A 24477-nucleotide genomic window follows, 5' to 3' on the forward strand; every position below is an offset into this window, starting at 1 on the left:
CGCTAGAAGCTGTAGGCCTGCTTCATCTGCGCGTTGTCCACCTGGCGGAAGCCGTCCGCATCCAGCACCCAGGCATCCAGGTACTGGTTGGGCGGCACCAGGGCCACATTGCTCTGCGCCAGGTAGCCCGTCAGCGCCGCATCGTTGAAGGGTGAGGTGTTGCCGAGCTGAAAAGGCACGTAGAAACTGCCGAGGTGGTTCGGTAGATAGGCCTTGGGTTTCAGGATCGGCAGCGCCAGTGCCGCCACCGGCTGGCCGCCGGCGCCGATCCAGACGTCGACCGCGGGCAGGCCGGCATCGGCCATCGCCTTGCGCAGGCTGTCGAGCGGCTTGCCGTAGTTGATGCCGTCGGTGATGCTGTCCGTGTCCAGATCCTGGGGGGCGCCGGAGTTGGTGACGAAGAAGGTCAGCTGGCGCGCGTTCGGCGTCGTGATGGTGAACAGGTAGCCGCGGTTGCCGCCGCCGTTGGGAAAGTCCTCGGCCACGCCGCCGCGCAGGTTGCCGGCAGCATCGGGGGTCGGCACCTTTTGCAGCTCGATCGGATCGTGCTGCTCAGGATTGGTCTCGTGCGAGCCGCTGTGGTTCCAGCGCACCACGCGCATGGTGACGTACTGGTTGAGCACGATCTTTTCGCCGCCGTAGACCGCGATGCATTGCGAGGCGGGCACGGCCAGCGCCCGTGCCTGGTAGCAGGTGGTGCGGGAGCCGACGATCGGTGCCCGGGTGATCTGGGCCCAGTACGGCGTGTCGAAGCTGTGGTCGAAGTGGCTGTGGCCCGTGATCAGGAGGTTGACCGGGCCGCCGGGTCCGCTCTTGAGCACGCCGTAGAGGCGGTCGACCGCCGCCTTGTCGATCGGCCAGGCGGCCTTGGTCGTGGCCAGCCCGCCGCCACCGCCGGAAAAATAATCCTGGGGAATACGCGTGGTATAGCCATCCATCAGGATGTTCAGCTTGCCGATCTTGAAGGTCCAGTTGGAGATGCCGAACCAGGTCATGCGGACTTCGGTCGGTGCCACGCTGCCGGTATCCGGTACCAGCGGCCCGCCGGGTACCGGAGCGCCGTGGTCGTCTTGATCGTCCTTGCCGTGGCACCCTGCCAGCGCAAGGATGGCGCCGAGCGCCGCTGCGGCCAGTAACCGCTTACCCATCCAGGCCATGTCATGTCTCCTCGTGATCTGTCGTCCTTGTTCGACAGTACACGATACGGACATATCCAGCCTCGACTTTGAGCGAAAACAATACGGCTGAGCACGGAATCGCTCAGCCGGGAGGCTCGACCGATCAGCAGCCGCCGAGCTTGACGCGCTCGACCTCGAGACCGAACAGCGGACGCAGCCGGGTACCGAAGACGTTGCCGGCAAAGGCGGCGACCAGCCACAGCCAGCCATGCAGGCTGCCCGACACGATGCCGCTGAAGTAGGCGCCGATGTTGCAGCCGTAGGCCAGGCGCGCGCCGTAGCCCAGCATCAGGCCGCCCACCACGGCGGCGATGAAGGAACGCAGCGGCAGGCGCCACACCGGGGCATAGCGGCCGGCCAGCGCCGCGGCCAGCATCGCGCCGAGCACGATGCCGACGTCCATCACCGATGTGACGTCGTGCGTGACCGGGGCGGCCAGCGCGGCGGCATTCGCCTTGGTGCTCCAGAATGCCCAGCCGGCGGTGTCGATGCCCACCGCGGCGGCGGCCTTGGCGCCCCACAGCGCGAACGCCGAGGTCACGCCCCATGGACGGCCGGCCAGCGCCAGCGTCGCGAAGTTCAGCACCACCAGCGCCAGCGCGCCGGCCACCAGCGGCCACGGACCGTTCAGCCAGCGCGAACCCGCCACCGGGCGCAGTTGCGGCGCCACCAGGCGGCCGTGGCGGCGCTTTTCGACCACGACCGTGACGGCCGCGATCAGCGCGAACACGATCCAGTTCAGGGCCAGTGCCGGCACCAGGCCGAGCGAAGTCACCATCGACACCGGCTTGAGTTGCGGCAGCGAGGTCCAGAACGGCATGTGGGCGGTGCCGATCAGCGAGCCGACGATGAAGGCGGCCAGCGTGACGATCATGCGCGTGCTGCCGCCGCCGACCGTGTACAGGGTGCCGGAGGCGCAGCCGCCGCCGAGCTGCATGCCGATGCCGAAGATGAAGGCGCCGACGATGACGGAGGTGCCGGCCGGCGACACCAGGCCGGTGACCGGGTTGCCGAACAGCGTGCCGTTCGATAACGCCGGGAAGAACAGCGCCACGCCGACGGCCAGCATCAGCATCTGGGCGCGCAGGCCGGCGCCGCGGCCGTCGGCGATGAAGACGCGCCAGGCCGAGGTGAAGCCAAAGGCGGCGTGGTAGAGCGACAGGCCGAGCAGCGCGCCGACCACGTACAGGGCGGCCAGTTTGGCGCCGACGTTCTGGGCCAGGTACCAGGTGCCCAGCAGGATGAGCAGGATGGAAACGCCGAGCGGCGCCGGGTTGATGTCGGCGCGGCGCGGTAGGGGTAAGGATGCAGTATTGGACATTTGAAGCATAACCACGAAAAGACGTAAACCGTTATTTTCGCGCTTTTTACGGTTTCCTGCAGGGGCGGCCATGTTTTGGCCAGCGGCCGGGATGGCGATGCCAGGGGTGCCGGGCAGTTTTCCGCGCTGTTCGAAGGCGTCGTCCCCGCGCAGGCGGGGACGACGGTGCTTGTCCCACAACGGTGTTTGCCCCCTATTGCTTCTTCTTGCGCGCCGGCCGCCTGTCCTCCATCCCCGCCTCATCCACATCGATGGACGCCGACTTCGAGCGCTTGTACTCGACCTCCCCCGCCTCTTCCGGCAGCGCCGGCCCGGTGTACATCACCGCCACGTCGGCGAGCGCACTGGCGCGGTCCTGGCCGAAGCCGGACAGCGACGTCAGTTTCAGGTAGCGCGCGGTGACGCCGGTATCGAAGGCCACCGTCTGCGGATCGAAGGTCGAGCCGAGCACCGCGCGCTTGACCTCGCGCCAGCCCTGGCCGTCGTCGCTGACCTGGACCAGCCACTCGCGCACGTCGCCTTCGTGCTCGCGGTGGTTCTGGCGCGGCATCAGCACCAGGCCCTTGAACGGCACCGGCTGGGCAAAAGCGACCGTCAGCTCGGGCTGTGGACGAGTCGTCTCGCCTTTGGCAACGCTGACCAGAGAATAGGTATTCGGATCGCCGTCGATGGCGTTGGCCGCATCCGGCCAGCCGCTGGCCTGGGCGCCCAGCTTCTTCATCACGCGGGTATCGAACAGCACCGCGCGGAAGGCCGCCGGATCGATCGCGGTACGCGGCCGGAAGGCGCCGCCGGCCATGTAGGCCAGCACCGACTGGCGCAGCTGGCGCGCCACCGGGCGCTGTTCCAGGCGGTTCTCGAGGTCGAGCGTCGACACCATCAGCCGCCCCTGGCCGACGCGGGCTTCGAAAAGCGTGCCCAGCTTGTAGTTGCGGTTCCAGTCGTCGATCGGCTGCACGATCGGCTGCAGGCCGCGCGGCAGGCGGTCCAGGTTCATGGCGCGGGCGCCGCTCACCAGCTCGGTCCACTGCCAGTCGAAGTGTTCCGCGGTCGGGAAGGCGGCCAGCGCCGGGTGTTTGTTGTCGATCGACAGGCCCAGCATGCGGCCCCATCCCGGGTTCATCAGGCGGTTCCAGAACACCGGCACGTCGGCCAGCGGCGGCGACGTCCAGTCGAGGTCGGCCTTGCGCGGCATGTACAGCACGTCGCCGCCGGCGTTCAGGCGCACCTCGGCTTCCGGCCACGAGTGCGTGACCAGCACCGAGGACGGCGCCGGCGCCGGCGCCGCCTCCGGATACAGCCAGAAGGTCCAGTCGTTGGCGATCTTGCCGCCGTCCAGTCCCACCACCAGCCGGTAGCGGCCCGGTGCCGGCAGGCCGGCCAGCGAGGCCTGGATGCGGCCCAGCGCCGTGTTGTGGCCGACCGGGATGTCGCGCGTGTCGAAGCTGCCGCTGCGCACCGCCTTGCCGGCCGCATCCTCGACGCGCCAGTACGACGCCGCGTGGGCCAGCGGCGCGGCGCCGTAGTGGGCGATTTCCACCGGCACGTCGAGGCTGTCGCGGGTGGTCATCACGTTGCGCGTCAGGCGCGCCAGCGGCACCGTCTCGCCGTTGAAGCGGCGGAACGCTTCCGGCGTGGCGTAGCCCTTCGATTCCCAGAAGGTGTCGAGGATGCCGACCAGCGCCGTGCCCTGCCCCAGGTAATCGTGCAGGTCGAGCAGCTGGTAGCCGGACAGGCCGCGCGTGCGCAGCGCCGCCTCGATTTCTTCCTTGTAGCAGATCAGCTGGTAGTGGCCCGAGGCCAGCGCGAAGGCGCGGTTCCGGTCCAGCACGCCGTGCTTCTCGGCCGAATCGCGGAAGATCTCGTAGTTCCCCGGCTGCAGGTAACCGGTGAATTTCCTGATGATGCCGAAGTCCGGATACGCGACCCACTGGCCGGTCTCGTGCGACAGCACCGGCACCGAAATCCCTTCCAGCGAGGCGGCGTAATCGCGCCCGAACCAGCCGGTCTTGTTGCGCAGCGGCTTGGGACCGATGCGCTGGATGGCGAGGTAGTCGGTACCCTGGTCGACGGCCGGCACGCTCGGCTCGGTGTGGCCGGTGCCGTTGGTGTACAGGCGGCGCGGATCCACGCTGCGGTAGTGGGCGATCCACTTGTCGAAGGATTCCTTCCAGCGTCCCGACGGTTCGTTGCTCGGGCTGAGCATCAAAAAGGAGGGGTGGTTGCCGTAGGCGCGGATCATGCGCTCGGTTTCCTCGTACAGCATCGCTTCCAGCGGCGAGCCGGGCGAGATGTTGTTCCACATGCCCGGTTCCGGCTGCAGGTAGACCCCGACCTCGTCGGCCGCCTGGAAGGCCGCTTCCGGCGGCGTGAAGGAGTGGAAGCGCATGTGGTTGATGCCCCAGGCCTTGTTGATCGTGAAGATCTTCTTCCAGTACGCCACGTCGGTCGGCGGGTAACCGGTCAGCGGGAAATCGCCGCCGTGGTGGGTGCCGCGCATGAAGGTCGGGCGGCCGTTGACCAGCAGTGCCGTGCCCTGCGCCGCGATCTGGACGAAGCCGAACGACAGCGCGCGCGCATCGTCGGCACCGGCGCCGCGCAGGGCCAGCGTCATCTTTTGCAGCACCGGGTGGAATTCGTCCCAGGTCTGGGCGTTCTTCGGATACTGGACACGGAATTCGGCGCTGCCGCCCGCCTCGGTCCAGCTGACCGGGACGCGTTTGCCGTTGGCGACGACCACCCCGCTGCCGGCCTTGCCGCCGCTGTTCCCGATGCGCAGCTTCACCAGGGCGCTGCGCCCGGCCACGTCGGGATAGACCTGGGCATCGTCGATGTACACCGGCGTGGTGGCGCGCAATGACATGTCGCCGACGATGCCGTTCCAGCTCATGCCGAGCGAATCGGAGACGGCATGCGAATCCGGCCGGTACGGCAGCAGCAGGCGGCTGTCGACGCGCACCGCGATATGGTGCTTGCCCGGGGCGAGCGTGCCCAGTTCGTAATCGTGTTCGGCGACCAGGCTGCGCACGCTGCCGGCTTCGCGCCCGTCGATCCAGACCGTCGAGCCCCAGCGCGGCCGCTCCAGCCGCAGCTGCACGCGCTTGCCCTGCCAGCCGCGCGGCACCTCGACCTCGCGTGCATACCAGGCGGCGCCGAGATAGTGGCGCGGCGGCTGGCTCAGGAACGGCACCTTGACCTTGCCCGGTGCCGTGTAGGCCTTGTAGTCCTCGCGCAGGTCCCAGCTGCGGTCGTACAGCGACAGCACCCACGGGGTACGCGCACTGATCTCGTCGCCGTAGCCCTGGGCGTTGAGGATGCCCGGCAGGCGGATGCGGTCGGGCAGCGCGCCTGCCGCCCAGCCCTGGGCGACGCCCCGATCGTCGCGGTCCAGCGCAAACTGCCAGTCGCCGGCCAGGTCGATCACGGTGGCCGTCGGCGCGGCCTGCACGGCGGTGGATACCAGCGCGAACGCCAGCGCAAAAGTGAGCAGTCGGGGTGTCTCGATCATTGTTATCGTTCCTGCGTGTCGTGGACGGCAGCACAGGGTGGCGGCGCCGCAGCCGCGTCAATATAAAGGAAATGCCGGGCAAACAGGCCCCGTCGAGGCCCATCTGCCCGGCTGCGCTCGAAATACTCAAGCCGGTGAGCGGTATGGGCCGGCCCTGGACAGGCATGCGAGGCGCAGGCGGCGCCCTGCTCCGGGGGCGGCATCCGGGCCGCCGTTGTCATGGACGCGCGTAGAATTCCGCCTCGACGATCGACAGCGCGCCCTTCGGCGTGGCCTTGCTGCCGGTATCGACGTTGGCCTGGTTGGCCACCTCGGTCAGCCTGATCGCCCCGCTCTGGTCGATGGCGCCGTCCAGCACGATGCGTACCTGGCTGCCCTTGCGCGCCTTCAGCGGCAGCGTCACGTAGCCGAGGCTCTTCGGCGTGCTGCCCTGCCAGACCTGCTCGCCGTCGACGAACACGCGCAGCGGGTAGCTGTTCTCGCGCCAGCCGGCCAGCTTGAGATCGATCTCGTACAGCTCGGCCGGGCGCGCCAATGTGTAGGTGATGGCGGCGCCGGCGCCGCCGGTGCTGGTCCACCTGGTGGTTTCGTCGTCGTCGATGCTGTTGTTCGCATCGGCGCCGTTGCTGGCCGCCTCGATCGACGCCACCGGCAGCGCGACGCGCTGCACGCGATACGACGCGGTGGCCGGCGTCGGCCCGCGCTCCAGATTGAGCGGCAGCGACGGCGGCGGCGGCGCCAGGCCGTCGGCGACTTGCACGGCAGCCGAATCGATGCTCAGCTCCGCCGGCGCCAGGCCGTCGGCACGGGCTCGCACCGTGATCCTGCCGGGCTGGGTGGTGCTGCGCACCAGCACCCGGTTGACGCCGCCCTCGACCGGCAGGTCGCGCGCCAGGATATGGTTGTCCGGCCCCTGGGCGATGCCGCCGCGCCATTCGGCCGGACCCTGCAGGTCGAAGTGGACCGTGTCCAGTGCGACCGGATTGCGCTGCCCTTTGGCATCGACCACCTCGACCTGCAGCAGCGCCAGGTCGGCGCCGTCGGCGTACAGCGGGTGCGGCGCCGCCACGCGGGTCAGGCGCAGTGCCGCCGGCTTGCCGGCGGTGGCCAGCACGGCTTCGCATACCGGCTGGCCGGCGGGGTCGTAGCCGACCGCCTTCAGCTCGCCGGGCTGCCACGCGACCGCATCGAAGGTGAACACGAAACCGTCGCGCTTGCGCGCGGCACCGACATCCTTGCGGTTCAGGGTCAGCCGCACCGAGTGGGCGCTCGACACCACGTGGACCGGCTTGAGGGTGCCGGGTACGTAGTTCCAGTGCCCGACGATGTGGGCGCGCGGGCGCTCGACGTCGACCCAGCCGTCCCACATCACCTGGTGCGCATACCAGGCGTCCTTGGGGATGCGCATCGCGTCGACCTCGCCGCTGCGGCGGTAGTTCTCGGCGCCACGGTGGTGGGTGTTACTGTCCGAGAACACGATATTCACGCCGCCGCTGGAGACACGGGTACCGGTGCCCGGCCGGGCGCGGTAGTAGTCGTTCCAGCGCGCCACGTCCTCCAGCGTGAAGCTGTCCTGGTTGCGGTTATAGGCGGCCGCGCTCTGGCCCTTGTGCAGCGGGCCGTCGCCTTCCTTGTGCCCGGGCGGCGTGAGCTCGTCCCAGAACTTGCGCGCCGCCTCGTCCCGTGCATATTCCATCGCCCACACCGGCATGCGTGCGCTCTTGTTAATATAGAGCATCTCGCCGCCGTATTCGGACACCGCCTGCAGCGCGCTGCTCAGCATTTCGCGGCTGCCCGATGCGCGTCCGCCGAAGGGGTCGAACTGGTCGCGCAGCGCCTTCATCTCGCGCATGTGCTCCAGGCTCACCCCCTTGTTGCCGCTTTCGTAGAACACGATGCTGGGACTGTTGCGGTTGTAGACGATGGCGTCGCGCATGGCGACGATGCGCTGCTCCCAGCGTTTGCCGCTGACGTCGGCTTCGGAATCGCCGGCCGGCATCGCCTGCATCAGGCCGATGCGGTCGAGCGACTCGACGTCCTGCTTCCAGGGCGTGATGTGCATCCAGCGGATCAGGTTGGCATTGCTGGCCAGCGCCATGCCGTTGCCGTAGTCGCTGAGCCAGGCCGGCACCGACATGCCGATCGCCGGCCATTCGTTCGAGGTGCGCTGGGCATAGCCGTGGATCTGGATCGCGCGGTCGTTGAGCTTGACCAGCCCCGCGCCGAACCCGGTCTTGCGAAAGCCCGTGCGCGTGGTGACGCTGTCGACCGGCCTGCCGTCGACGTTCAGCGTGGTGACGACGTCGTACAGGTAGCCGTAGCCCCAGCTCCAGAAATGCAGGCCGTTCACCCTGGCGCTCGCCTTGACGGTGGCGGTGGCGCCGGCGGCCACCGTCTGCGCCGGGGCCGAGAAGCGCGCGACGCGCTTGCCGTCCTTGTCGCGCAGCTCGACCTCATAGGTGAAGGACCGAGGCTGCGCGCCGTCGTTGCGCACCTGCGATTCGGCCCACACGGTGGCGCTGCGGCCAGGGATGTCGAAGTCGCGCGCGTAGACGTAGACGCCGGTGGTGCCGAGGCTCGCATACAGCGGCAGGGTCTGGTACAGCGCTTCGGTGACGTGCAGGCGCACGTTCTTCGGCAAGCCGCCGTAATTGGCATTGAAGTTCCTGTCCGACCACTGGTACTTCTGGTTGCTGGCCTGTTCGCGATACTCCCAGCTGTTGTCGGTACGGACCGCGATGACGTTGTCGCCTTCTTGCAGGGCGCCGGCAATCTCGAAGCCGAAGGCATTGATACCGTTCTCGTGCAGGCCGATGCGCCTGCCGTTGACCCAGACCTCGGCCGCCTGGCGCGCGCCTTCGAACTCGACGAACACCTTCTGGCCCGGCTTCAGGCCCGGCAGCCTGAAATGCTTCCGGTACCAGGCGATCCCGGTCGCGTGCTCGGTGATGTCCTTGGCAAAGGCGTCGTCCTCGTTCCAGGCGCGCGGCAGCGTCACCGCTTGCCAGGCGCTGTCGTCGAAGCCCGGCCTGGCGGCGCCGGCGGGGTCGCCGACCAGCAGCTTCCAGCCCGGATTGAAATCGTAGAGCGCTCTTTCGGCCCGGGCTGGCAGCGCGGCGGCGGCCAGCAGGCCGGCGAACGAGAGCGACAGGCAGAACGGGGCGAGGCGTGGCTTCATGGGCATCCTGGTAGGGTTCGACTGGTCCACTAAAATATTAGCAGTCCAGGTCGACACCGGAACATGTCCTGCGATCAACATCGTGACCGTTCGCTTTCCCGCTGCCGGCACCCGGGTTTGGCCCTGGCGCGCTACAATGCGGCCTGACCCTGTCGCAAGAATGCACGCGCCCATGAAAAACTGGCTGAACCGATTGAAACCCCGCCCGGACGCTCCCGATGCCCCGGCTCAGCCGGCGGCGCCGGCCCCATCCCTCGACCCGGCCGGCGCCGGCATCGACGCCGCCTGGTACCAGTGGCTGACCGCTTCCGCGGCCACCGAGGTGCCGGACGACCTGATGCAGCGCATCCTCGACCAGGTGCGCACGCTCGCGCGCGACCCGGCCGCATCCGCACAGCTGGTGCCGCGCGTGCCCGAGGTGGTGCCCCAGCTGCTGCGCAGCCTGGGCGACGAGGATGCCTCCAGCAGCGAACTGGCGCGCCAGGTGGCCCAGGACGTTGTGCTGGTGGCCGAGGTGATCCGCGAAGCCAACAGCGCCTATTACCGCCCGATCACGCCGGTCAAGAATGCCGAAGCCGCGATCGTCATGCTCGGCCAGAACGGCCTGCGCATGCTGCTGGCGCGCATCGCCTTCCGCCCGATCGTCAACATGCAGGCCGAAGGCTTCGCCAAACGGGCCGCGCCGCGCATCTGGGACCAGTCGGTCAAGTGCGCGCTGGCCGCCAGCCTGATGGCGCCGGGCCTCACCGCCGGCGTGTTCGAGTCCTACCTCGCCGGCCTGATGCAGAACGTGGGCCTGATGGTCGCGCTGCGCCTGGCCGACCGCACCCACCCCGGCAGCGTCCCGGCCGACACGGGATTCGGCGCCGCCCTGCTGGCAGCGTCGCGCGAGATCTCGGCCGGCATCGCCACGCACTGGGATTTCCCGCCCGACGTGGCAGCCGCCATCGCCCGTGCCGGGGATCCGGGCGACGCCGTGCTGGCCCAGGCGCTGGCGCAGGGCGACCGCATCGCCAAGCTGCGCATGCTGGTGGATGCCCACGTCCTCGGCGAGGACGATCCGATGGTTGCCGACGGGCTGACCAGCTTCCAGCGCCGCTGCCTGGGCAAGCTGGAGAACGTGGAAACCTGAGGCAGGTGCCGCACCCCCGTGAAAAAGTGCGTACATTTGTGGCGCCCGCCTGGGCTAGGATATAAAGCCTCTCCACCTTCCGGACACCCCATGTACCGCTATCGGCAATCTTTCCTGGCCATCGTGGCCGCCTGCATCATGCTGCCGGCGGCCGCCGCTCCCTACCCGAACAGCGGCAGCTTCGGCGTGCCGTTCTCGAAGGACGAAGCCTGGTACCGCCAGTGCATGCGCGTCGAAAAACAGTCGCCGCCGAAGCCGGCCGCCAGCGCCCCGGCGGGCTGCGACGCGAGCGACCTGTATTACCGCAAGCGCAGCCAGGCCCTCACCTCGCAGGCGGAATGGGACCAGGTGCGCGCCTGCGCCGTGGCGCACGACGACCATGCCGTACTGATGATGCTGTACGCGAACGGTTTCGGCGTGCCGCGCAATACCGACAGCGCCATCCACCAGGCCTGCCAGGTCGACGCCGCCAAGGCCGAGATGGCAGGCCGCATCGAGCACCTGGCCAATTTGCCCGCCAACGCCGTGTTCGACCAGTGCGACGACATCACCAGTGGCCGCATGGGCACCGTCTGCGCGGCGATCCACGAGGACCAGAACGGGCGGGTGCGCAACGCCCGCCTCGAACGCATGGCTGCGGCTTTGCCGCCCCCGGCACGCGTGGCCTTCCAGCGGCTACAGGCGGCGGCTGGACGCTACGCCCTTGCCGCCGGCGCCGAGACCGACATGCAGGGCACGGCGGCGCCCTCGCTCGTGATCCAGCGCGAGGAAAAGATGCGCGAGCAGTTCATGCAGGCGGTGCTGGACGCCGCCAGCGGCAAGCTGCCCCCGGCGTCGCCCCAGGACGCGGCGGCGCGCGACCGTGAATTGAACGAGCTGTACCGCAAACTGATGGCGGCGCCCTCGCCGCAGGAAGGCTGGCCGGACCGCCTCGGCGATACCACGATCGAGCGCAAGGACGTGCGCACCGCCGAACGCGCCTGGATCGCCTACCGCGATGCCTTCACCGCCTTTGCGGGGCAACTGAAAGCCGATGCCAACGCCGTGAACACACTGCTGACCGGCCAGCGCATCGCCGCCCTGCGGTACACTGCACGCGGCCTTTAAAGCCTCAGGTGACCGGCGCCGGATTGAACAGCACCAGCGCATTGTGCAGCTTCCACTGCTCGGCCCAGGTCTTGCGGCCGCTGGCGACGTCCAGCATCAGGCGGAACAGTTCCCAGCCGGTCTCCTCGATCGTCGCTTCGCCGGTGGCGATGCGGCCGGCGTCCACGTCCATCAGGTCGTGCCAGCGCGCCGCCAGTTCGCTGCGGGTGGCCACCTTGATCACCGGGACCGCCGCCAGGCCGTAGGGCGTGCCGCGCCCGGTGGTGAATACGTGCAGGTTCATGCCGGCCGCCATCTGCAGCGTGCCGCAGATGAAATCGCTGGCCGGCGTGGCAGCGTAGATCAGGCCCTTCTGCCGCAGCTTCTCGCCCGGCGCCAGCACCCCGGCGATCGGAGACGAGCCGGATTTCACGATCGACCCCATCGCCTTCTCGACGATGTTCGACAGGCCGCCCTTCTTGTTGCCGGGCGTGGTGTTGGCACTGCGGTCGACGCCGCCGCGCTGCAGGTAATCGTCGTACCACGCCATCTCGCGGATCATCGCCGCGGCCACGGCCGGCGTTGCGGCGCGTGCCGTCAGCTGGGCGATGCCGTCGCGCACCTCGGTCGTTTCCGAGAACATCACGGCGGCGCCGGCCCGCACCAACAAGTCGGTGGCGAAGCCGACCGCCGGGTTGGCGGTGACGCCGGAAAAGGCATCGCTGCCGCCGCACTGCACGCCGACGACCAGCTCGGAAGCCGGACAGGTCTCGCGGCGGCGCGCGTTCAGCACTTTCAGTTTGTCGGCGGCGGTGCCCATGATCGCATCGATCATCGACTGGAAGCCGGCGTGGCCGGCATCCTGCAGGCACACGTGCGCCGGCCCGGCATCGCCGAGGATCGGGATCGAACCCTTGGGAAACAGGCGCGCCGGCTGCAGCTTTTCGCAACCGAGGCTGACCACCATCGGCTGGCCGCCGAAGTTCGGGTTCAGCGCCAGGTTGCGCACGGTGCGGATCGGGATCTCGGCGCCGGGCGCGTCGATCGCGACGCCGCAGCCGTAGCTGTGTTCGAGCGCGACCACGTCGTCGACGTTGGGGTACTTCGGCAGCAGCTCGGCCTTGATGCGCCTGACCGCGTGCTCGACCACGCCGGCCACGCATTGCACGGTGGTGGTGATCGCCAGGATGTTGCGGGTGCCGACGCTGCCGTCCGGATTGCGGTAGCCTTCGAAGGTAAAGCCTTCCAGTGGCGCCGGTGCTGCGCCGACGCGCGTGGACACCGGCAGCGCGTCCAGTCCGCGCGCCGCCGGCATTGCCAGCAGCGTCTCGGCGACCCAGCTGCCGGCCGGTATCGGCGCCAGTGCGTAACCGATGGCGACGTCGTAGCGCACCACCGCGTCGCCCTCGGGCAGGTCGGCGAGTGCCACCTTGTGCCCCTGCGGCACGTGCTCGCGCAGTACCAGCCCGTCCGCCAGGCGTGCGCCGGCGGCCAGTCCGCCGTCGTTGACGACGATGGCGACGTTATCGTTCGGATGCATGCGGATGGTGCGCGGGGCGTCGGGTCGCATCAGGGTCTCGCTACAATAGTCGTCAGACATCATATCACGAGGTCCATGGTGGGGATCGTGGGTATAATAAGACTCGTCAACCTGTCTTTCATCCAACCGACCCATGAGCTCGACCGCCGCCCCTGCCGCCGCCGGCCCCAACACCGCGCCTGCCGGCCGCAAGAAACACCGCAACCTCGCGCAGGGCGTGGTCGAGGACATCAACGACCGTATCCGCCAGTCGCTGCTGAAGCCCGGCGACAAGCTGCCGACCGAGTCGGCGATCATGGAACAATACGGCGTCAGCCGCACCGTGGTGCGCGAGGCGATCTCGCACCTGCAGGCCTCGGGCGCAGTGCAGACCCGGCACGGCATCGGCACCTTCGTGCTGGAACGGCCGGCGGGCGCGCTCGGCATCGACACCGACAGCATCGTCACCGTGCGCGACGTGCTGGCGATCCTGGAACTGCGCATCAGCATGGAAACCGAGGCCGCCTGGCTGGCGGCGTCGCGCCGCAGCGACGAACAGGCGGCCGAACTGGGCGAAGCGCTGGCCGACATGGGGCGCGCGCTGGCGTCCGGCACCACCTCGGTGGAAGCCGACGTCCGTTTCCACCGCCTGGTCGCCGAAGCCACCGGCAACCGCTATTTCGTCGAGATGCTGGGCCAGCTCGGCAACACCCTGATCCCGCGCGCGCGCCTGAACACGCCCGGCCTGGAGCCGGAGCGGCCGGGCGACTACCTCGAGCGCGTCAACCGCGAACACGAGGATATCTACAACGCCATCCTGCGCAAGGACCCGGAAGCGGCGCGCGCCGCCATGCGCACCCACCTCTCCAACAGCCGCGAACGCCTGCGCCAGACCCAGCAGCGCCTGGAAGCGTCGCTCGGCTGAGCCTGCCTGCCGCCGGTCCGGCAACGGGCCAGGCAAAGTATTTGGTTGCGGAGTTCGATTTTCAGTTGTACGATGACATACAACTTAGCTTCGACATCACCCACTGCCGTTCACGACCATCTGGAGACGCACGCAATGAATCCGCAAGAGCTGAAACAAGTATTGTCCTCGGGCCTGTTGTCCTTCCCGATCACCGACTTCGACGCCGAGGGCAACTTCCGTCCCGGCACCTATGCGGAGCGCCTCGAATGGCTGGCGCCCTACGGTGCGACCGCCCTGTTCGCGGCCGGCGGCACCGGTGAATTCTTCTCGCTGACCCACGAGGAATACTCGAGCGTGATCAAGACCGCGGTCGATACCTGCGCCGGCAAGGTGCCGATCCTGGCCGGCGCCGGCGGTCCGACCCGCGCCGCGATCAAGTTTGCCCAGGAAGCCGAGCGTCTCGGCGCCAAGGGCATCCTGCTGCTGCCGCACTACCTGACAGAAGCCAGCCAGGATGGCCTGATCGCGCACGTGGAAGCCGTCTGCAACGCGACCAGTATCGGCGTCGTGGTCTACAACCGCGCCCAGTGCCGCTTGAGCCCGCAGTCGCTGGAAAAGCTGGCCGACCGCTGCCCGAACCTGATCGGCTTCAAGGACGGCCTGGGCGACATCGAACTGATGATGCAGATCTGGCGCCGCATGGGCGACCGTTTCAGCTACCTGGGCGGCCTGCCGACCGCCGAGGTGTATGCCGCCGCCTATAAAGCACTGGGCGTGCCGGTGTATTCGTCGGCGGTCTTCAACTTCATGCCGAAGCTGGCCATGGACTTCTACCACGCGATCGCCAGCGACGACCACGCCGCCCAGAACCGCATGCTGGACCAGTTCTTCCTGCCTTACCTCGAAATCCGCAACCGCAAGCCTGGCTACGCGGTCAGCATCGTCAAGGCCGGCGCCCGCCTGGCCGGCCACGACGGCGGCCCGGTGCGCGCACCGCTGACCGACCTGACCCCGGAAGAATGCGACATGCTGCACAAGCTGATGGTCGCCCAGGGCGCGCAGTAAGCGGCAGCCGGCAACCATATAACCGATAAAGGAGACACCATGTCCATCCAGGGTGAAATGATCATCGGCCAGCGCATCGTGCGCGGCAGCGCCGGCGCCGTGCGCGCCTTCAACCCCGCCACCCGCCAGCAGCTCGACCCCGAGTTCGGCCTGGCGAACGGCGACGACGTCGAGGCGGCGTGCGCGCTGGCCGAAGACGCCTTCGACGCCTACCGCGACATCGAGCCCGAGCAGCGCGCGCGCTTCCTGGAAGCGATCGCCGACGAGATCGTGGCCATCGGCGGACTGCTCATCGAGCGCGCCTCGCAGGAATCCGGCCTGCCGGCCGCGCGCCTGGAAGGCGAGCGCGGACGCACCGTCAACCAGCTGCGCCTGTTCGCCAAGGTGGTACGCGACGGCTACTGGCAGGAAGCGACCCTGGATTCGGCCCTGCCCCAGCGCACCCCGCCGCGTGCCGACCTGCGCATGCGCAAGGTGCCGCTCGGTCCGGTCGTGGTGTTCGGCGCCTCGAACTTCCCGCTGGCGTTCTCGGTGGCCGGTGGCGACACCGCGTCGGCGCTGGCCGCCGGTTGCCCGGTGATCGTCAAGGCGCACAGCGCCCACCTGGGCACCTCGGAACTGGTCGGCAAGGCGGTGCAGCGCGCAGCGGCCGCGACCGGCATGCCCGAGGGCGTGTTCTCGATGCTGATCGGCGAGGGCCGACAGGTCGGCCAGAAGCTGGCAGCCCACCCGACCATCAAGGCGATCGGCTTCACCGGCTCGCGCGCCGGCGGCCTGGCCCTGGTGCAGACCGCGGCCGGCCGCAAGGAACCGATCCCGGTATATGCCGAGATGAGCAGCATCAACCCGATGTTCATGCTGCCAGGCGCGCTCGCCGCGGGCGGAGCAAAACTGGCGTCCGGCTTCGTCGATTCGCTGACGCTGGGCGTGGGCCAGTTCTGTACCAACCCGGGCCTGGTGATCGGCCTGGCCGGCGCACAGTTCGATGCCTTTGCGGCGTCCGCCGCCGAAGCGCTGGCCGCCAAGGGCGCCGGCACCATGCTCACCGCCGGCATCCACAAAGCCTACACGGATGCGATCGAGAAGCGCACCGGTATCAACGGCTTGACCCTGGTCGGCCAGGGCAGCGCCGAAGGCAGCGGCTGCGCCGCCCAGGCTGCGCTGTACCGCTGCGACGCCGCCACCTACCTGGCCACGCCGGCGCTGGAAGAGGAGATCTTCGGCCCGGCCTCGATCCTGATCGCCTGCCGCGACGAGGCCGAGCTGCTGGCCGTGGCCCGCCACCTCGAGGGCCAGCTGACCGCCACCGTGCACGCCACCGCGGATGACCGTCCGCTGGCCGCCAGCCTGCTGCCGACGCTGGAGCGCAAGGCCGGCCGCATCCTGTTCAACGGCTTCCCGACCGGCGTCGAAGTGTCGCATGCGATGGTCCACGGCGGCCCGTTCCCGGCCACCTCGGACAGCCGCTCGACCTCGGTCGGCGCTACCGCCATCGAGCGCTTCCTGCGCCCGGTGTGCTACCAGGACGTCCCGAGCGAACTGCTGCCGCCGGCGCTGCGCGACGACAATCCGCTGAAGCTGGCGCGCATCGTCGACGGTACGCTGCAGACGGCGCCGCAGTCCGCTCAGTAAGCAGCAAACGGGCCGCCGCGGCGGCCCCGGCCCCGGCTGGCGTGAGACACCAGCCACCGAGTGAAGCATGTCAGTACCAACATCCACATACATCTGACCATGACCCGGACCAACGCTATCGGCAAATACAGGTGGACCATCTGCGGCCTGCTGTTCTTCGCCACCACCATCAACTACCTCGACCGGCAAGTCCTGAGCTTGCTGGCGCCGGCCCTGTCGAAGGAATTCGGCTGGTCCAACTCCGACTACGCCGACATCGCGGCGGCCTTCCAGTTCATCTACGCGATCGCACTGCTGTTCGTCGGCCGCGTGGTCGACCGCCTCGGCACCAAGCTGTCCTATCACCTGGCGATCGCGGTATGGTCGCTGGGAGCGATCGCCCACGCTTACTCGATCTGGGTCGGCGAAGCCGTCAACACCGTGTTCGCGGCGCTCGGCCTGGCGGCGGTGCCGGTGTCGGTGGCCGGCTTCATCGTCGCGCGTGCCATCCTCGCCATCGGCGAAGCCGGCAACTTCCCGGCCGCGATCAAGGCGACTGCCGAGTACTTCCCGCGCGCCGAGCGTTCGTTCGCGACCGGCATCTTCAATTCCGGCGCCAACATCGGCGCGATCCTGGCACCGCTGACGGTGCCGATCATCGCCGCAGTCTGGGGCTGGCAGACGGCCTTCATCTGGATTGGCGCGATCGGCTTCCTGTGGATGATCTTCTGGGCCGTCTTCTTCGACGAGCCGGCCAGGCAGCGGCGCCTCGGCAAGGCAGAACTGGCCTACATCCAGGCCGACGTCGAAGCGCCGCGCAGCCACGTCCCGGCCGAGGCCGAAGCGCCGCTGCGCAAGGCCGGCTGGATGGAACTGCTGTCGATGCGCCAGACCTGGGCCTTCGCACTGGGTAAATTCCTGACCGACGGCGTGTGGTGGTTCTTCCTGTTCTGGCTGCCGAAATACCTGTCCGCGACCTACGACATCGCACCGACCGCGATGGCGCTGCCGCTGACGGTCCTGTACAGCATGACGATGGTCGGTTCGATCGCCGGCGGCTGGCTGCCCACGATGTTCATCCGGCGCGGCGACAGCGTGTTCGAGGCGCGCATGAAAGCCATGCTGCGCATCGCCTTCTTCCCGCTGGTGGTGCTGCTGGCCCAGCCGCTGGGCGGCATCAGCTACTGGATCCCGGTGATCCTGATCGGCATCGGCGCCTCGGCCCATCAGGCCTGGTCGGCCAACCTGCTGACCACCGCGTCCGACCTGTTCCCCAAGCATAACGTGGGCTCGGTGGTCGGCATCGGCGGCCTGCTGGGCGGTATCGGCGGCGTGCTGGTGACCAAGGCCGGCGGCCGCCTGTTCGACTACTACGGTGCGCTCGGCCAGATCCAGACCGGCTACATGATCATGTTCAGCTTCTGCGCGCTGGCCTACCTGGTCGCATGGGGCATCATGAAGCTCCTGATCCCGGCGGCCAAGGTGCCGCCGCTGCCCGCGGAGCTGGCGAATGCAACCTGACGTCCGGCGTGTCGATGCGCCGGCCTGCCAGGTCGGCGAGAGTCCGGTCTGGCATGCCGGCGAAGGGGCCTGGTACTGGACCGACATCCCGGCGCGCACCGTGTGGCGCCTGGATGCCGCCAGCGGCCGCGTCGCCAGCTGGGCCATGCCGGAAATGGTGGCCTGCATGGCGCCGCGCGCGGCCGGCGGCCTGGTGGCCGGCATGGAGAGCGGCATCTTCCGGCTCGTGCTGCAGGCTGGCGGCGAGGTCGTCGCCGAACGCCTGGCCGCACCACCGGCGGCCGAGCTCACGGCCGGCATGCGCTTCAATGACGGCCGCTGCGACCGCCAGGGCCGCTTCTGGAGCGGCACCATGTTCATGGACATGGCGGCCGCCCGCGCCGACGGCCGCCTGTACCGCTACGATGAGCAGGGCCTGTCGCAGCCGCTGGTGGACGGGCTATTGACCCAGAACGGCCTGGCCTGGTCGCCGGACGGGCGCACCATGTACCTGTCCGACTCGCACCCGCAGCGCCAGCTGGTCTGGGCCTTCGACTACGACATCGACGACGGCGTGCCCTCGAACCGGCGCCTGTTCGTCGACATGAACCATTATCCCGGCCGGCCGGACGGCGCCACGGTCGACGCCGACGGCTGCTACTGGCTGGCCGCCAACGACGCCGGCCTGCTGCTGCGCTTCACGCCCGACGGCCGGCTCGAGCGCCGCATCGCGCTGCCGATGGCCAAGCCCTCGATGCCCTGCTTCGGCGGCGCCGGGCTCGATACGCTGCTGGTGACCTCGATCAACCCGGCGCATCCGGACCAGCCGGATGCCGCGGCCGGGGCCACGGTAATCCTGCTGGCGGGCGTACAGGGCCTGCCCGAAACTCCCTTTGCTTTTTAATTCGTGATCATGACCAAACCATTCAAACGCATCCTGTTCACCGGCGCGGCGGGCGGCCTCGGGCGCCGCCTGCGCCCGCACCTGGGGCAATTCGCCGATGTCGTGCGCCTGGCCGACCTGGTCCCGATCGCCGACGCGCAGCCGCACGAGGAAATCGTCCAGTGCGACCTGGCCGACCGCGATGCCGTGATGGCGATGTGCGAGGGCGTCGACGCCATCCTGCACTTCGGCGGCGTGTCCACCGAGGTCGAGTTCGCGCCGATCATGCAGGCCAACATCCTCGGCATGGCCAACCTGTACGAAGCGGTGCACAAGCGCGGCATCCGGCGCGTGATCTTCGCCAGCTCGAACCACACGATGGGCATGTACAAGACCACCGACGTGGTCGACGCCGCCATGCCGCCGCGCGCCGACGGCTACTATGGCCTGTCGAAGGTGTTCGGGGAATCGCTGTCGCGCTATTACTGGGACCGTTTCGGCATCGAAACCGTGTGCATCCGCATCGGTTACTGCTTCCCGGAGGCGAGCAACCACCGCCAGCTGGCGACCTGGCTCAGCCTGGACGACATGGTCGAGCTGCTGCGGCGCTCGCTGCTGACGCCGCGGGTCGGGCATACGATCACGTTCGGGATTTCCGATAACGACGGCAAATGGTGGGACGACCGGCACGCGCGCTTCCTGGCGTACCGGCCGAAGGACAGTTCGCGCCAGTTCACGGACGCGGTGCTGGCCTCCGGCGTGGACAAGTCGGACGACATGAACGACATCACGCTGAAGTTCCAGGGCGGGGTGTTCCTGACGCATGGGCCGAAGTACAAGCCCTGAGCGCATTCACGAGGCGATCAACGTCGCCCCTGCGCAGGCAGGGGCGACGTGCGTGGGAAGCGGGTCGCCCTCACCCGCATGCAATAGATCAACGCACCAGGCAAGGCCGCTTGTTATCGAAGGTCCATCCCGGAATCAGGTACTGCATCGCGACCGCATCGTCGCGCGCGCCCAGCCCCATGTTCTTGTAGGCCTGGTGCGCCTTCTCCAGCTCCGCCTCGTCCAGTTCGATCCCCAGCCCCGGCTTCGCCGGCACGTGTACCATCCCGCCCTCGATGCGCAAGGGTTCCCTGGTCAGGCGCTGGCCGTCCTGCCAGATCCAGTGGGTATCGATCGCCGTCACCTTGCCCGGCGCGGCGGCGCCGACGTGGGTGAACATCGCGAGCGAGATGTCGAAGTGGTTGTTCGAGTGCGAGCCCCAGGTCAGGCCGAACATCTGGCACAGCTGGGCGACGCGCACCGAACCCTGCATGGTCCAGAAGTGCGGATCGGCCAGCGGGATGTCGACCGACTGCAGCTGGATCGAATGGGCCATCTGGCGCCAGTCGGTGGCGATCATGTTGGTGGCGGTCGGCAGGCCGGTGGCGCGGCGGAACTCGGCCATCACTTCGCGGCCGGAGAAGCCGTTCTCGGCGCCGCACGGGTCTTCGGCATAGGCGATGACGCCGTGCTTGTCGCGGCACAGGCGGATCGCCTCCGCCAGCGACCAGCCGCCGTTGGGGTCGAGCGTGACGCGGGCCTCCGGAAAGCGTTCGTGCAGGGCGACGATGGCTTCCATTTCCTCGTCGCCGCGCAGCACACCGCCCTTCAGCTTGAAGTCGTTGAAGCCGTAGCGCTCGCGCGCGGCCTCGGCCAGGCGCACCACCGATGCCGGCGTCATGGCCGCCTCGTTGCGCAGGCGGAACCAGGCGTCGCCGGCATCCGGATCAAAGCGGTAAGCGAGGTCGGTGCGGGTGCGGTCGCCGATGAAGAACAGGTAGCCCAGCATCTCGACGGCATCGCGCTGCTGGCCTTCGCCGAGCAGGGCCGCCACCGGCACATTCATGAATTGGCCCAGCAGGTCGAGCAGCGCCGACTCGACCGCGGTCACGGCATGGATCGTGGTGCGCAGGTCGAAGGTCTGCAGGCCGCGCCCGCCGGCGTCGCGGTCGGCGAAAGCGGCGCGCATGGCATTCAGCACGGCGTTGTAGTCGCCCAGCGATTTGCCGAGCACCAGCGCCCTGGCATCCTCGAGCGTCCGGCGGATGTTTTCGCCACCCGGCACCTCGCCCAGGCCGGTATTGCCCGCACTGTCCTTCAGGATAACGATATTGCGGGTAAACCAGGGGCCGTGCGCACCGCTCAGGTTCAGCAGCATACTGTCCTGGCCGGCTACGGGAACGACGCGCATCTCAGTTACGACAGGGGCGCGGGAAACGGTGGTGGGCATGCATGCTCCGGAAACGGTCGAGGAAGGACGGAATGTAGCTCGCTTTGTCATCAGACATCATACAACAATGCCCCAGTATAGCGATGTGCTGCTGGCATGGCAATGATGCCCCCGGCGCCCGGCGAACACATGCCCGGCGAAGTGCTTGCGCTAGCGCAAGACGGCAAATCTGAAACGCAGCATTGCCTAACATCATCCTTTACAACCGGCAATAACCCCGTAAAATCAGTAAGTGTTGCAGTAAATGAACAAACGTTATTGTTGTAGACAAAAGTTACACAATTCCCAAACGAAACTTGGTAAAAACCGTTATAGTTTCAGTAAATAATCACACATTCTCACCGGGTCAAATGTAATTTCCGCTAGGAAAATATGGTCTAACCTGTCCCATTGCCCACGCAAAGCCGTGATCGATGCTTGTGTCTTGTTCCATCCCCCACGAGAGTGACCGACTTTGTTGCAAACCTTGACTATGACGAATCTGAATACCGGCGACGCGGTTGACGCCAAGGAGTTCTACTCTACCGCGGAAGCCGCGAAAATCCTGGGTGTGTCGCATCGCACGATCCAGCTCTGGGTCGAGAGCGGTACGCTCCAGGCCTGGAAGACCGCCGGCGGGCACCGGCGCATCACCTCGATCTCGGTCGACAGGGTGATGGAAACACGCCGCCAGGCACTGGCCTCCGATCGGCACGACCCGAAATCCGCGGCGCCGGTCCAGGCGCGCCAGTACAAGGTCGTGATCGCCGACGACGACGCCACCCTGCTACGCTTGTACGAACTCGAGATCAGTGGCTGGGGCCTGCCCTTACAGCTGATCAAGGCCAGCGACGGTTTCGACGCCCTGCTCAAGATCGGCGAGCACCATCCCGACCTGCTGATCAGCGACCTCAGCATGCCGGGCATGGACGGTTTCCGCATGGTCAACAGCCTGCGCAACAATCCCAAGCAGCGCGACCTGAACATCATCATCGTCAGCGGACTCGACCGCGCCACCATCAGCTCGCTCGGTCTGCCGGCAGAGATCCCGGTCTACGCCAAGCCGGTGCCCTTCTCCCAGCTGCGCGCCGCTGTCGAAAAAACCCTCGCCCTCGCCTGACCCGCCACACCCGCAGTGCCCACTGCCTGCACCCTGCAGGCAGCGTTTTCCTAGCTTCCTTCCTCGCTTGACCTAGAACCGGTCTGGTGCGCCCCTGCGCGTGCTTTTTCTCCTCCCCTGCGTCCTCGACCTGCCGCCGGCACGACTACTGCTGCGTGTTTGGTTTCCACAACACAACATTACGAACTAGAAATTTTCCTTGGCGCAATACGGCAAATCCAGTAATCTTTGCAAATCGAAACATTCGATACAAACAGTAAAATCACTAACGAAGCGAAGATACTATGATCCCCTCGACTCTTGTACCAACCTTCAAGCGCATGCTTGTCATCCTGACCGCCTGCGTACTCCAGCTGAGCTGCGCACTCGTGTTCGCAGCCGACAACGGCGTGACTGCCGAACTGCACGCTTTCAAGGTCGTGTCCGGCGCCAACGGCCCGCAACTGGTCGCCACCACCGAAGCCCTGCCGGGCGACACCATCGAATACCAGGTCACCTACCGCAACGGTGGTACCACCCCGGCCCGCGACGTGCTGGCCACGCTGCCGGTGCCCAAAGGCGGCATGGCTTACGTGGCCGGCAGCGCGGCACCGGCCAAGGTCATGGCCAGCCTCGACGGCAAGCAGTATGCGCCGGTGCCGCTGACCCGCACCGTCGAGCGCGACGGCAAGCAAGTCACCGAGACCGTGCCGGCCGCCGAATACCGTTTCCTGCGCTGGCAGCTGGGCGAACTCGCCCCCGGCCGCAGCGCCACCGTTTCCTCCCGCATGCGCCTCGATGGCGCTTCCAAGCAGTAATCCACGTCCTGAAAGGTAAGCTCCCATGAAACCGAATCCTGTTCCGCACGCCCTGCTCCTCGCCCTCGGACTGGTCGCCATCGGCGTCGACGCGCACGCCGCCACCCCTGCCGGCACCTCGATCGTCAACACGGCGACCGCAACGTACATCGATTCGACCCTGGCCGCCCGCAGCGCCACCTCGAACACCGTGACCACCGTCGTGCAGCAAGTCGCCAGCGTGAGCGTGTCCGCCGGCACCGCCAAGAACGGCAGCGCCAACGGCCAGGTGACCTACGCGCACACCATCACCAACAACGGCAACGGCGCCGACAGCTTCACCCTGAGCGCGACCAACACCGGTGCATTCACGATGGCCAGCGTGGCCTTCTACGCCGACGTCAACGGCGACGGCATCGCCGACAACGCGACCCCGATCACCACCACCGCGACCCTGCAGCCGGGCCAGTCGGTGCAGGTCGTCGCCATCGCGACCCTGCCGGCCGGCGCCGCCAACGGCGCGACCAACAACCTGGTGGTGAGCGCCACCAGCGTGTTCAATGCCGCATCCACCGCCAACGCCACCGACGTCACCACCGTCGCCCCGGCCTCGGTGATGGACATCACGGTCGGCTCGGCCGGCAGCGGCGCCCCGGGCGCCGGCGCCGGCGCCGAAACCACGGCGGTGCAGACCAAGACCACCACCCCGGGCACGGCGACCCGCTTCACCCTGTACCTGAACAATGCCGGTACCAGCGCCGACACCTTCAACCTGTCGTCCAGCACCGACCCCAACTTCGCCAATATGAACCTGCCTGAAGGCTGGACCGTGGTCTTCAAGGACGCCAGCGGCGCCACCATCACCAGCGCCACCGTCGCTGGCGGCGCCAACACCGTGGTCTATGCGGACGTCACGCCGCCGGCCGGCTCCACCCCGGGCACGACCGACTTCTACTTCCGCGCCCAGTCGCCGACCACCAACGTGGTCGACCGCGTGCACACCGCCGTCACCGTCACCGCACCGGTGGGCGCCGAGCTCAAGCTCAGCAAGACCCAGGCCCTGGACGCCAACTGCGACGGCGTCGCCGACACCGCCTTCAGCGCCGCCAACATCACCAGCGGCGCGGTGCCGGGCGCCTGCATCCGCTACGAGATCACGGCCACCAACCAGGGCGCCAACGGCATCGCCGGCGTGGTCATCAACGACGTGATCCCGACCAACACGACCTACCACCAGTACTCGCTGGCTACCGGCGCCCAGACCACCCAGGGCCTGATCACCTCGCCGCTGCCGGGCCTCACCGGTGCGGTGCAGGCCACGGTCGGCAACCTGGCGCCGAACGGCTCCGCCAAGATGTCCTTCGGCGTGCGCATCAACCCGTAATCCAGCGCAACCCCGTGCGCGGCCGCCGAGGCCGCCGCGCACGGATTCCCTTCAT

At 67.9% G+C, this 24477-nt stretch carries 17 protein-coding genes; 11 read left to right on the plus strand and 6 right to left on the minus strand.

Going from position 1 to position 24477, the window contains the following annotated elements:
• Positions 1–2: 2 nt before the first annotated feature.
• From FBX97_RS09040 to FBX97_RS09055, 4 genes are all read right to left on the minus strand, one after another.
• On the minus strand, positions 3–1157 hold the full coding sequence (locus FBX97_RS09040) for an MBL fold metallo-hydrolase (RefSeq protein ID WP_141830484.1): 1155 nt from the start codon (positions 1155–1157) through the stop codon (positions 3–5).
• Between the two features lie 124 nt (positions 1158–1281).
• Positions 1282–2499, minus strand: a complete 1218-nt coding sequence (locus FBX97_RS09045) for a YeeE/YedE family protein (protein ID WP_141830486.1) — start codon at positions 2497–2499, stop codon at positions 1282–1284.
• Between the two features lie 193 nt (positions 2500–2692).
• On the minus strand, positions 2693–6007 hold the full coding sequence (locus tag FBX97_RS09050; RefSeq protein WP_141830487.1) for a discoidin domain-containing protein: 3315 nt from the start codon (positions 6005–6007) through the stop codon (positions 2693–2695).
• 217 nt (positions 6008–6224) lie between these two features.
• A complete protein-coding gene (locus FBX97_RS09055; RefSeq protein WP_141830489.1) occupies positions 6225–9185 on the minus strand; it encodes a glycoside hydrolase family 2 protein in 2961 nt (986 codons plus the stop codon).
• 172 nt (positions 9186–9357) lie between these two features.
• Between FBX97_RS09055 and FBX97_RS09060 the strand changes: the two genes are divergently transcribed.
• Both FBX97_RS09060 and FBX97_RS09065 read left to right on the plus strand, forming a co-directional pair.
• Positions 9358–10317 (plus strand): HDOD domain-containing protein, encoded by a 960-nt coding sequence (locus FBX97_RS09060; RefSeq protein WP_141830491.1) that lies wholly within the window; start codon positions 9358–9360, stop codon positions 10315–10317.
• 90 nt (positions 10318–10407) lie between these two features.
• Positions 10408–11424, plus strand: coding sequence for a lysozyme inhibitor LprI family protein (locus FBX97_RS09065; RefSeq protein WP_141830493.1), 1017 nt, complete (start codon positions 10408–10410; stop codon positions 11422–11424).
• 4 nt (positions 11425–11428) lie between these two features.
• Here FBX97_RS09065 and garD read toward each other — a convergent pair whose 3' ends face one another.
• Positions 11429–12973, minus strand: coding sequence for a galactarate dehydratase (garD, locus tag FBX97_RS09070; protein ID WP_141830495.1), 1545 nt, complete (start codon positions 12971–12973; stop codon positions 11429–11431).
• A gap of 103 nt (positions 12974–13076) precedes the next feature.
• On the opposite strand from garD, the gene FBX97_RS09075 reads away from it, so the two are divergent.
• The 6 genes from FBX97_RS09075 (at position 13077) to FBX97_RS09100 (ending at position 19734) form a co-directional block, all read left to right on the plus strand.
• Positions 13077–13847 carry a FadR/GntR family transcriptional regulator gene (locus tag FBX97_RS09075; protein ID WP_141830497.1) on the plus strand — a complete coding sequence of 257 codons (771 nt, stop codon included), beginning with the start codon at positions 13077–13079 and terminating at the stop codon, positions 13845–13847.
• A gap of 135 nt (positions 13848–13982) precedes the next feature.
• The gene (kdgD, locus tag FBX97_RS09080; protein ID WP_141830499.1) at positions 13983–14894 is read left to right on the plus strand and encodes a 5-dehydro-4-deoxyglucarate dehydratase; all 912 of its coding nucleotides are present in this window, start codon (positions 13983–13985) and stop codon (positions 14892–14894) included.
• A 39-nt stretch (positions 14895–14933) separates the two neighbouring features.
• A complete protein-coding gene (locus FBX97_RS09085; protein ID WP_141830501.1) occupies positions 14934–16526 on the plus strand; it encodes an aldehyde dehydrogenase (NADP(+)) in 1593 nt (530 codons plus the stop codon).
• A 99-nt stretch (positions 16527–16625) separates the two neighbouring features.
• A complete protein-coding gene (locus FBX97_RS09090; RefSeq protein ID WP_141830502.1) occupies positions 16626–18026 on the plus strand; it encodes an MFS transporter in 1401 nt (466 codons plus the stop codon).
• On the plus strand, positions 18016–18909 hold the full coding sequence (locus tag FBX97_RS09095) for an SMP-30/gluconolactonase/LRE family protein (RefSeq protein ID WP_141830504.1): 894 nt from the start codon (positions 18016–18018) through the stop codon (positions 18907–18909). Before FBX97_RS09090 ends, FBX97_RS09095 begins: the two co-directional genes overlap by 11 nt.
• A gap of 9 nt (positions 18910–18918) precedes the next feature.
• Positions 18919–19734: an NAD(P)-dependent oxidoreductase gene (locus FBX97_RS09100; RefSeq protein ID WP_141830506.1), complete on the plus strand. Its 816-nt coding sequence runs from the start codon at positions 18919–18921 to the stop codon at positions 19732–19734.
• Positions 19735–19822: 88 nt separating this feature from the next.
• Here FBX97_RS09100 and gudD read toward each other — a convergent pair whose 3' ends face one another.
• A complete protein-coding gene (gene gudD, locus FBX97_RS09105) occupies positions 19823–21163 on the minus strand; it encodes a glucarate dehydratase (RefSeq protein ID WP_141830507.1) in 1341 nt (446 codons plus the stop codon).
• A gap of 472 nt (positions 21164–21635) precedes the next feature.
• Here gudD and FBX97_RS09110 point away from each other — a divergent pair, with 472 nt between their 5' ends.
• From FBX97_RS09110 to FBX97_RS09120, 3 genes are all read left to right on the plus strand, one after another.
• Positions 21636–22262 carry a response regulator gene (locus FBX97_RS09110; protein ID WP_141830509.1) on the plus strand — a complete coding sequence of 209 codons (627 nt, stop codon included), beginning with the start codon at positions 21636–21638 and terminating at the stop codon, positions 22260–22262.
• Positions 22263–22546: 284 nt separating this feature from the next.
• The gene (locus tag FBX97_RS09115) at positions 22547–23059 is read left to right on the plus strand and encodes a DUF11 domain-containing protein (protein ID WP_141830511.1); all 513 of its coding nucleotides are present in this window, start codon (positions 22547–22549) and stop codon (positions 23057–23059) included.
• Positions 23060–23084: 25 nt separating this feature from the next.
• On the plus strand, positions 23085–24422 hold the full coding sequence (locus tag FBX97_RS09120) for a DUF11 domain-containing protein (protein ID WP_141830512.1): 1338 nt from the start codon (positions 23085–23087) through the stop codon (positions 24420–24422).
• Positions 24423–24477: the final 55 nt, after the last annotated feature.

Source organism: Herbaspirillum sp. SJZ107 (assembly GCF_006715485.1).
GTDB lineage: Bacteria > Pseudomonadota > Gammaproteobacteria > Burkholderiales > Burkholderiaceae_D > Telluria.

Coding starts and splice junctions, on each gene's coding strand:
- FBX97_RS09100 (WP_141830506.1), top strand. CDS start 18,919: ATGACCAAACCATTCAAACGCATCCTGTTCACCGGCGCGGCGGGCGGC.
- FBX97_RS09040 (WP_141830484.1), bottom strand. CDS start 1,157: ATGGCCTGGATGGGTAAGCGGTTACTGGCCGCAGCGGCGCTCGGCGCC.
- garD (WP_141830495.1), bottom strand. CDS start 12,973: ATGCGACCCGACGCCCCGCGCACCATCCGCATGCATCCGAACGATAAC.
- FBX97_RS09095 (WP_141830504.1), top strand. CDS start 18,016: ATGCAACCTGACGTCCGGCGTGTCGATGCGCCGGCCTGCCAGGTCGGC.
- gudD (WP_141830507.1), bottom strand. CDS start 21,163: ATGCCCACCACCGTTTCCCGCGCCCCTGTCGTAACTGAGATGCGCGTC.
- FBX97_RS09055 (WP_141830489.1), bottom strand. CDS start 9,185: ATGAAGCCACGCCTCGCCCCGTTCTGCCTGTCGCTCTCGTTCGCCGGC.
- kdgD (WP_141830499.1), top strand. CDS start 13,983: ATGAATCCGCAAGAGCTGAAACAAGTATTGTCCTCGGGCCTGTTGTCC.
- FBX97_RS09065 (WP_141830493.1), top strand. CDS start 10,408: ATGTACCGCTATCGGCAATCTTTCCTGGCCATCGTGGCCGCCTGCATC.
- FBX97_RS09110 (WP_141830509.1), top strand. CDS start 21,636: ATGACGAATCTGAATACCGGCGACGCGGTTGACGCCAAGGAGTTCTAC.
- FBX97_RS09115 (WP_141830511.1), top strand. CDS start 22,547: ATGATCCCCTCGACTCTTGTACCAACCTTCAAGCGCATGCTTGTCATC.
- FBX97_RS09085 (WP_141830501.1), top strand. CDS start 14,934: ATGTCCATCCAGGGTGAAATGATCATCGGCCAGCGCATCGTGCGCGGC.
- FBX97_RS09075 (WP_141830497.1), top strand. CDS start 13,077: ATGAGCTCGACCGCCGCCCCTGCCGCCGCCGGCCCCAACACCGCGCCT.
- FBX97_RS09050 (WP_141830487.1), bottom strand. CDS start 6,007: ATGATCGAGACACCCCGACTGCTCACTTTTGCGCTGGCGTTCGCGCTG.
- FBX97_RS09090 (WP_141830502.1), top strand. CDS start 16,626: ATGACCCGGACCAACGCTATCGGCAAATACAGGTGGACCATCTGCGGC.
- FBX97_RS09045 (WP_141830486.1), bottom strand. CDS start 2,499: ATGTCCAATACTGCATCCTTACCCCTACCGCGCCGCGCCGACATCAAC.
- FBX97_RS09120 (WP_141830512.1), top strand. CDS start 23,085: ATGAAACCGAATCCTGTTCCGCACGCCCTGCTCCTCGCCCTCGGACTG.
- FBX97_RS09060 (WP_141830491.1), top strand. CDS start 9,358: ATGAAAAACTGGCTGAACCGATTGAAACCCCGCCCGGACGCTCCCGAT.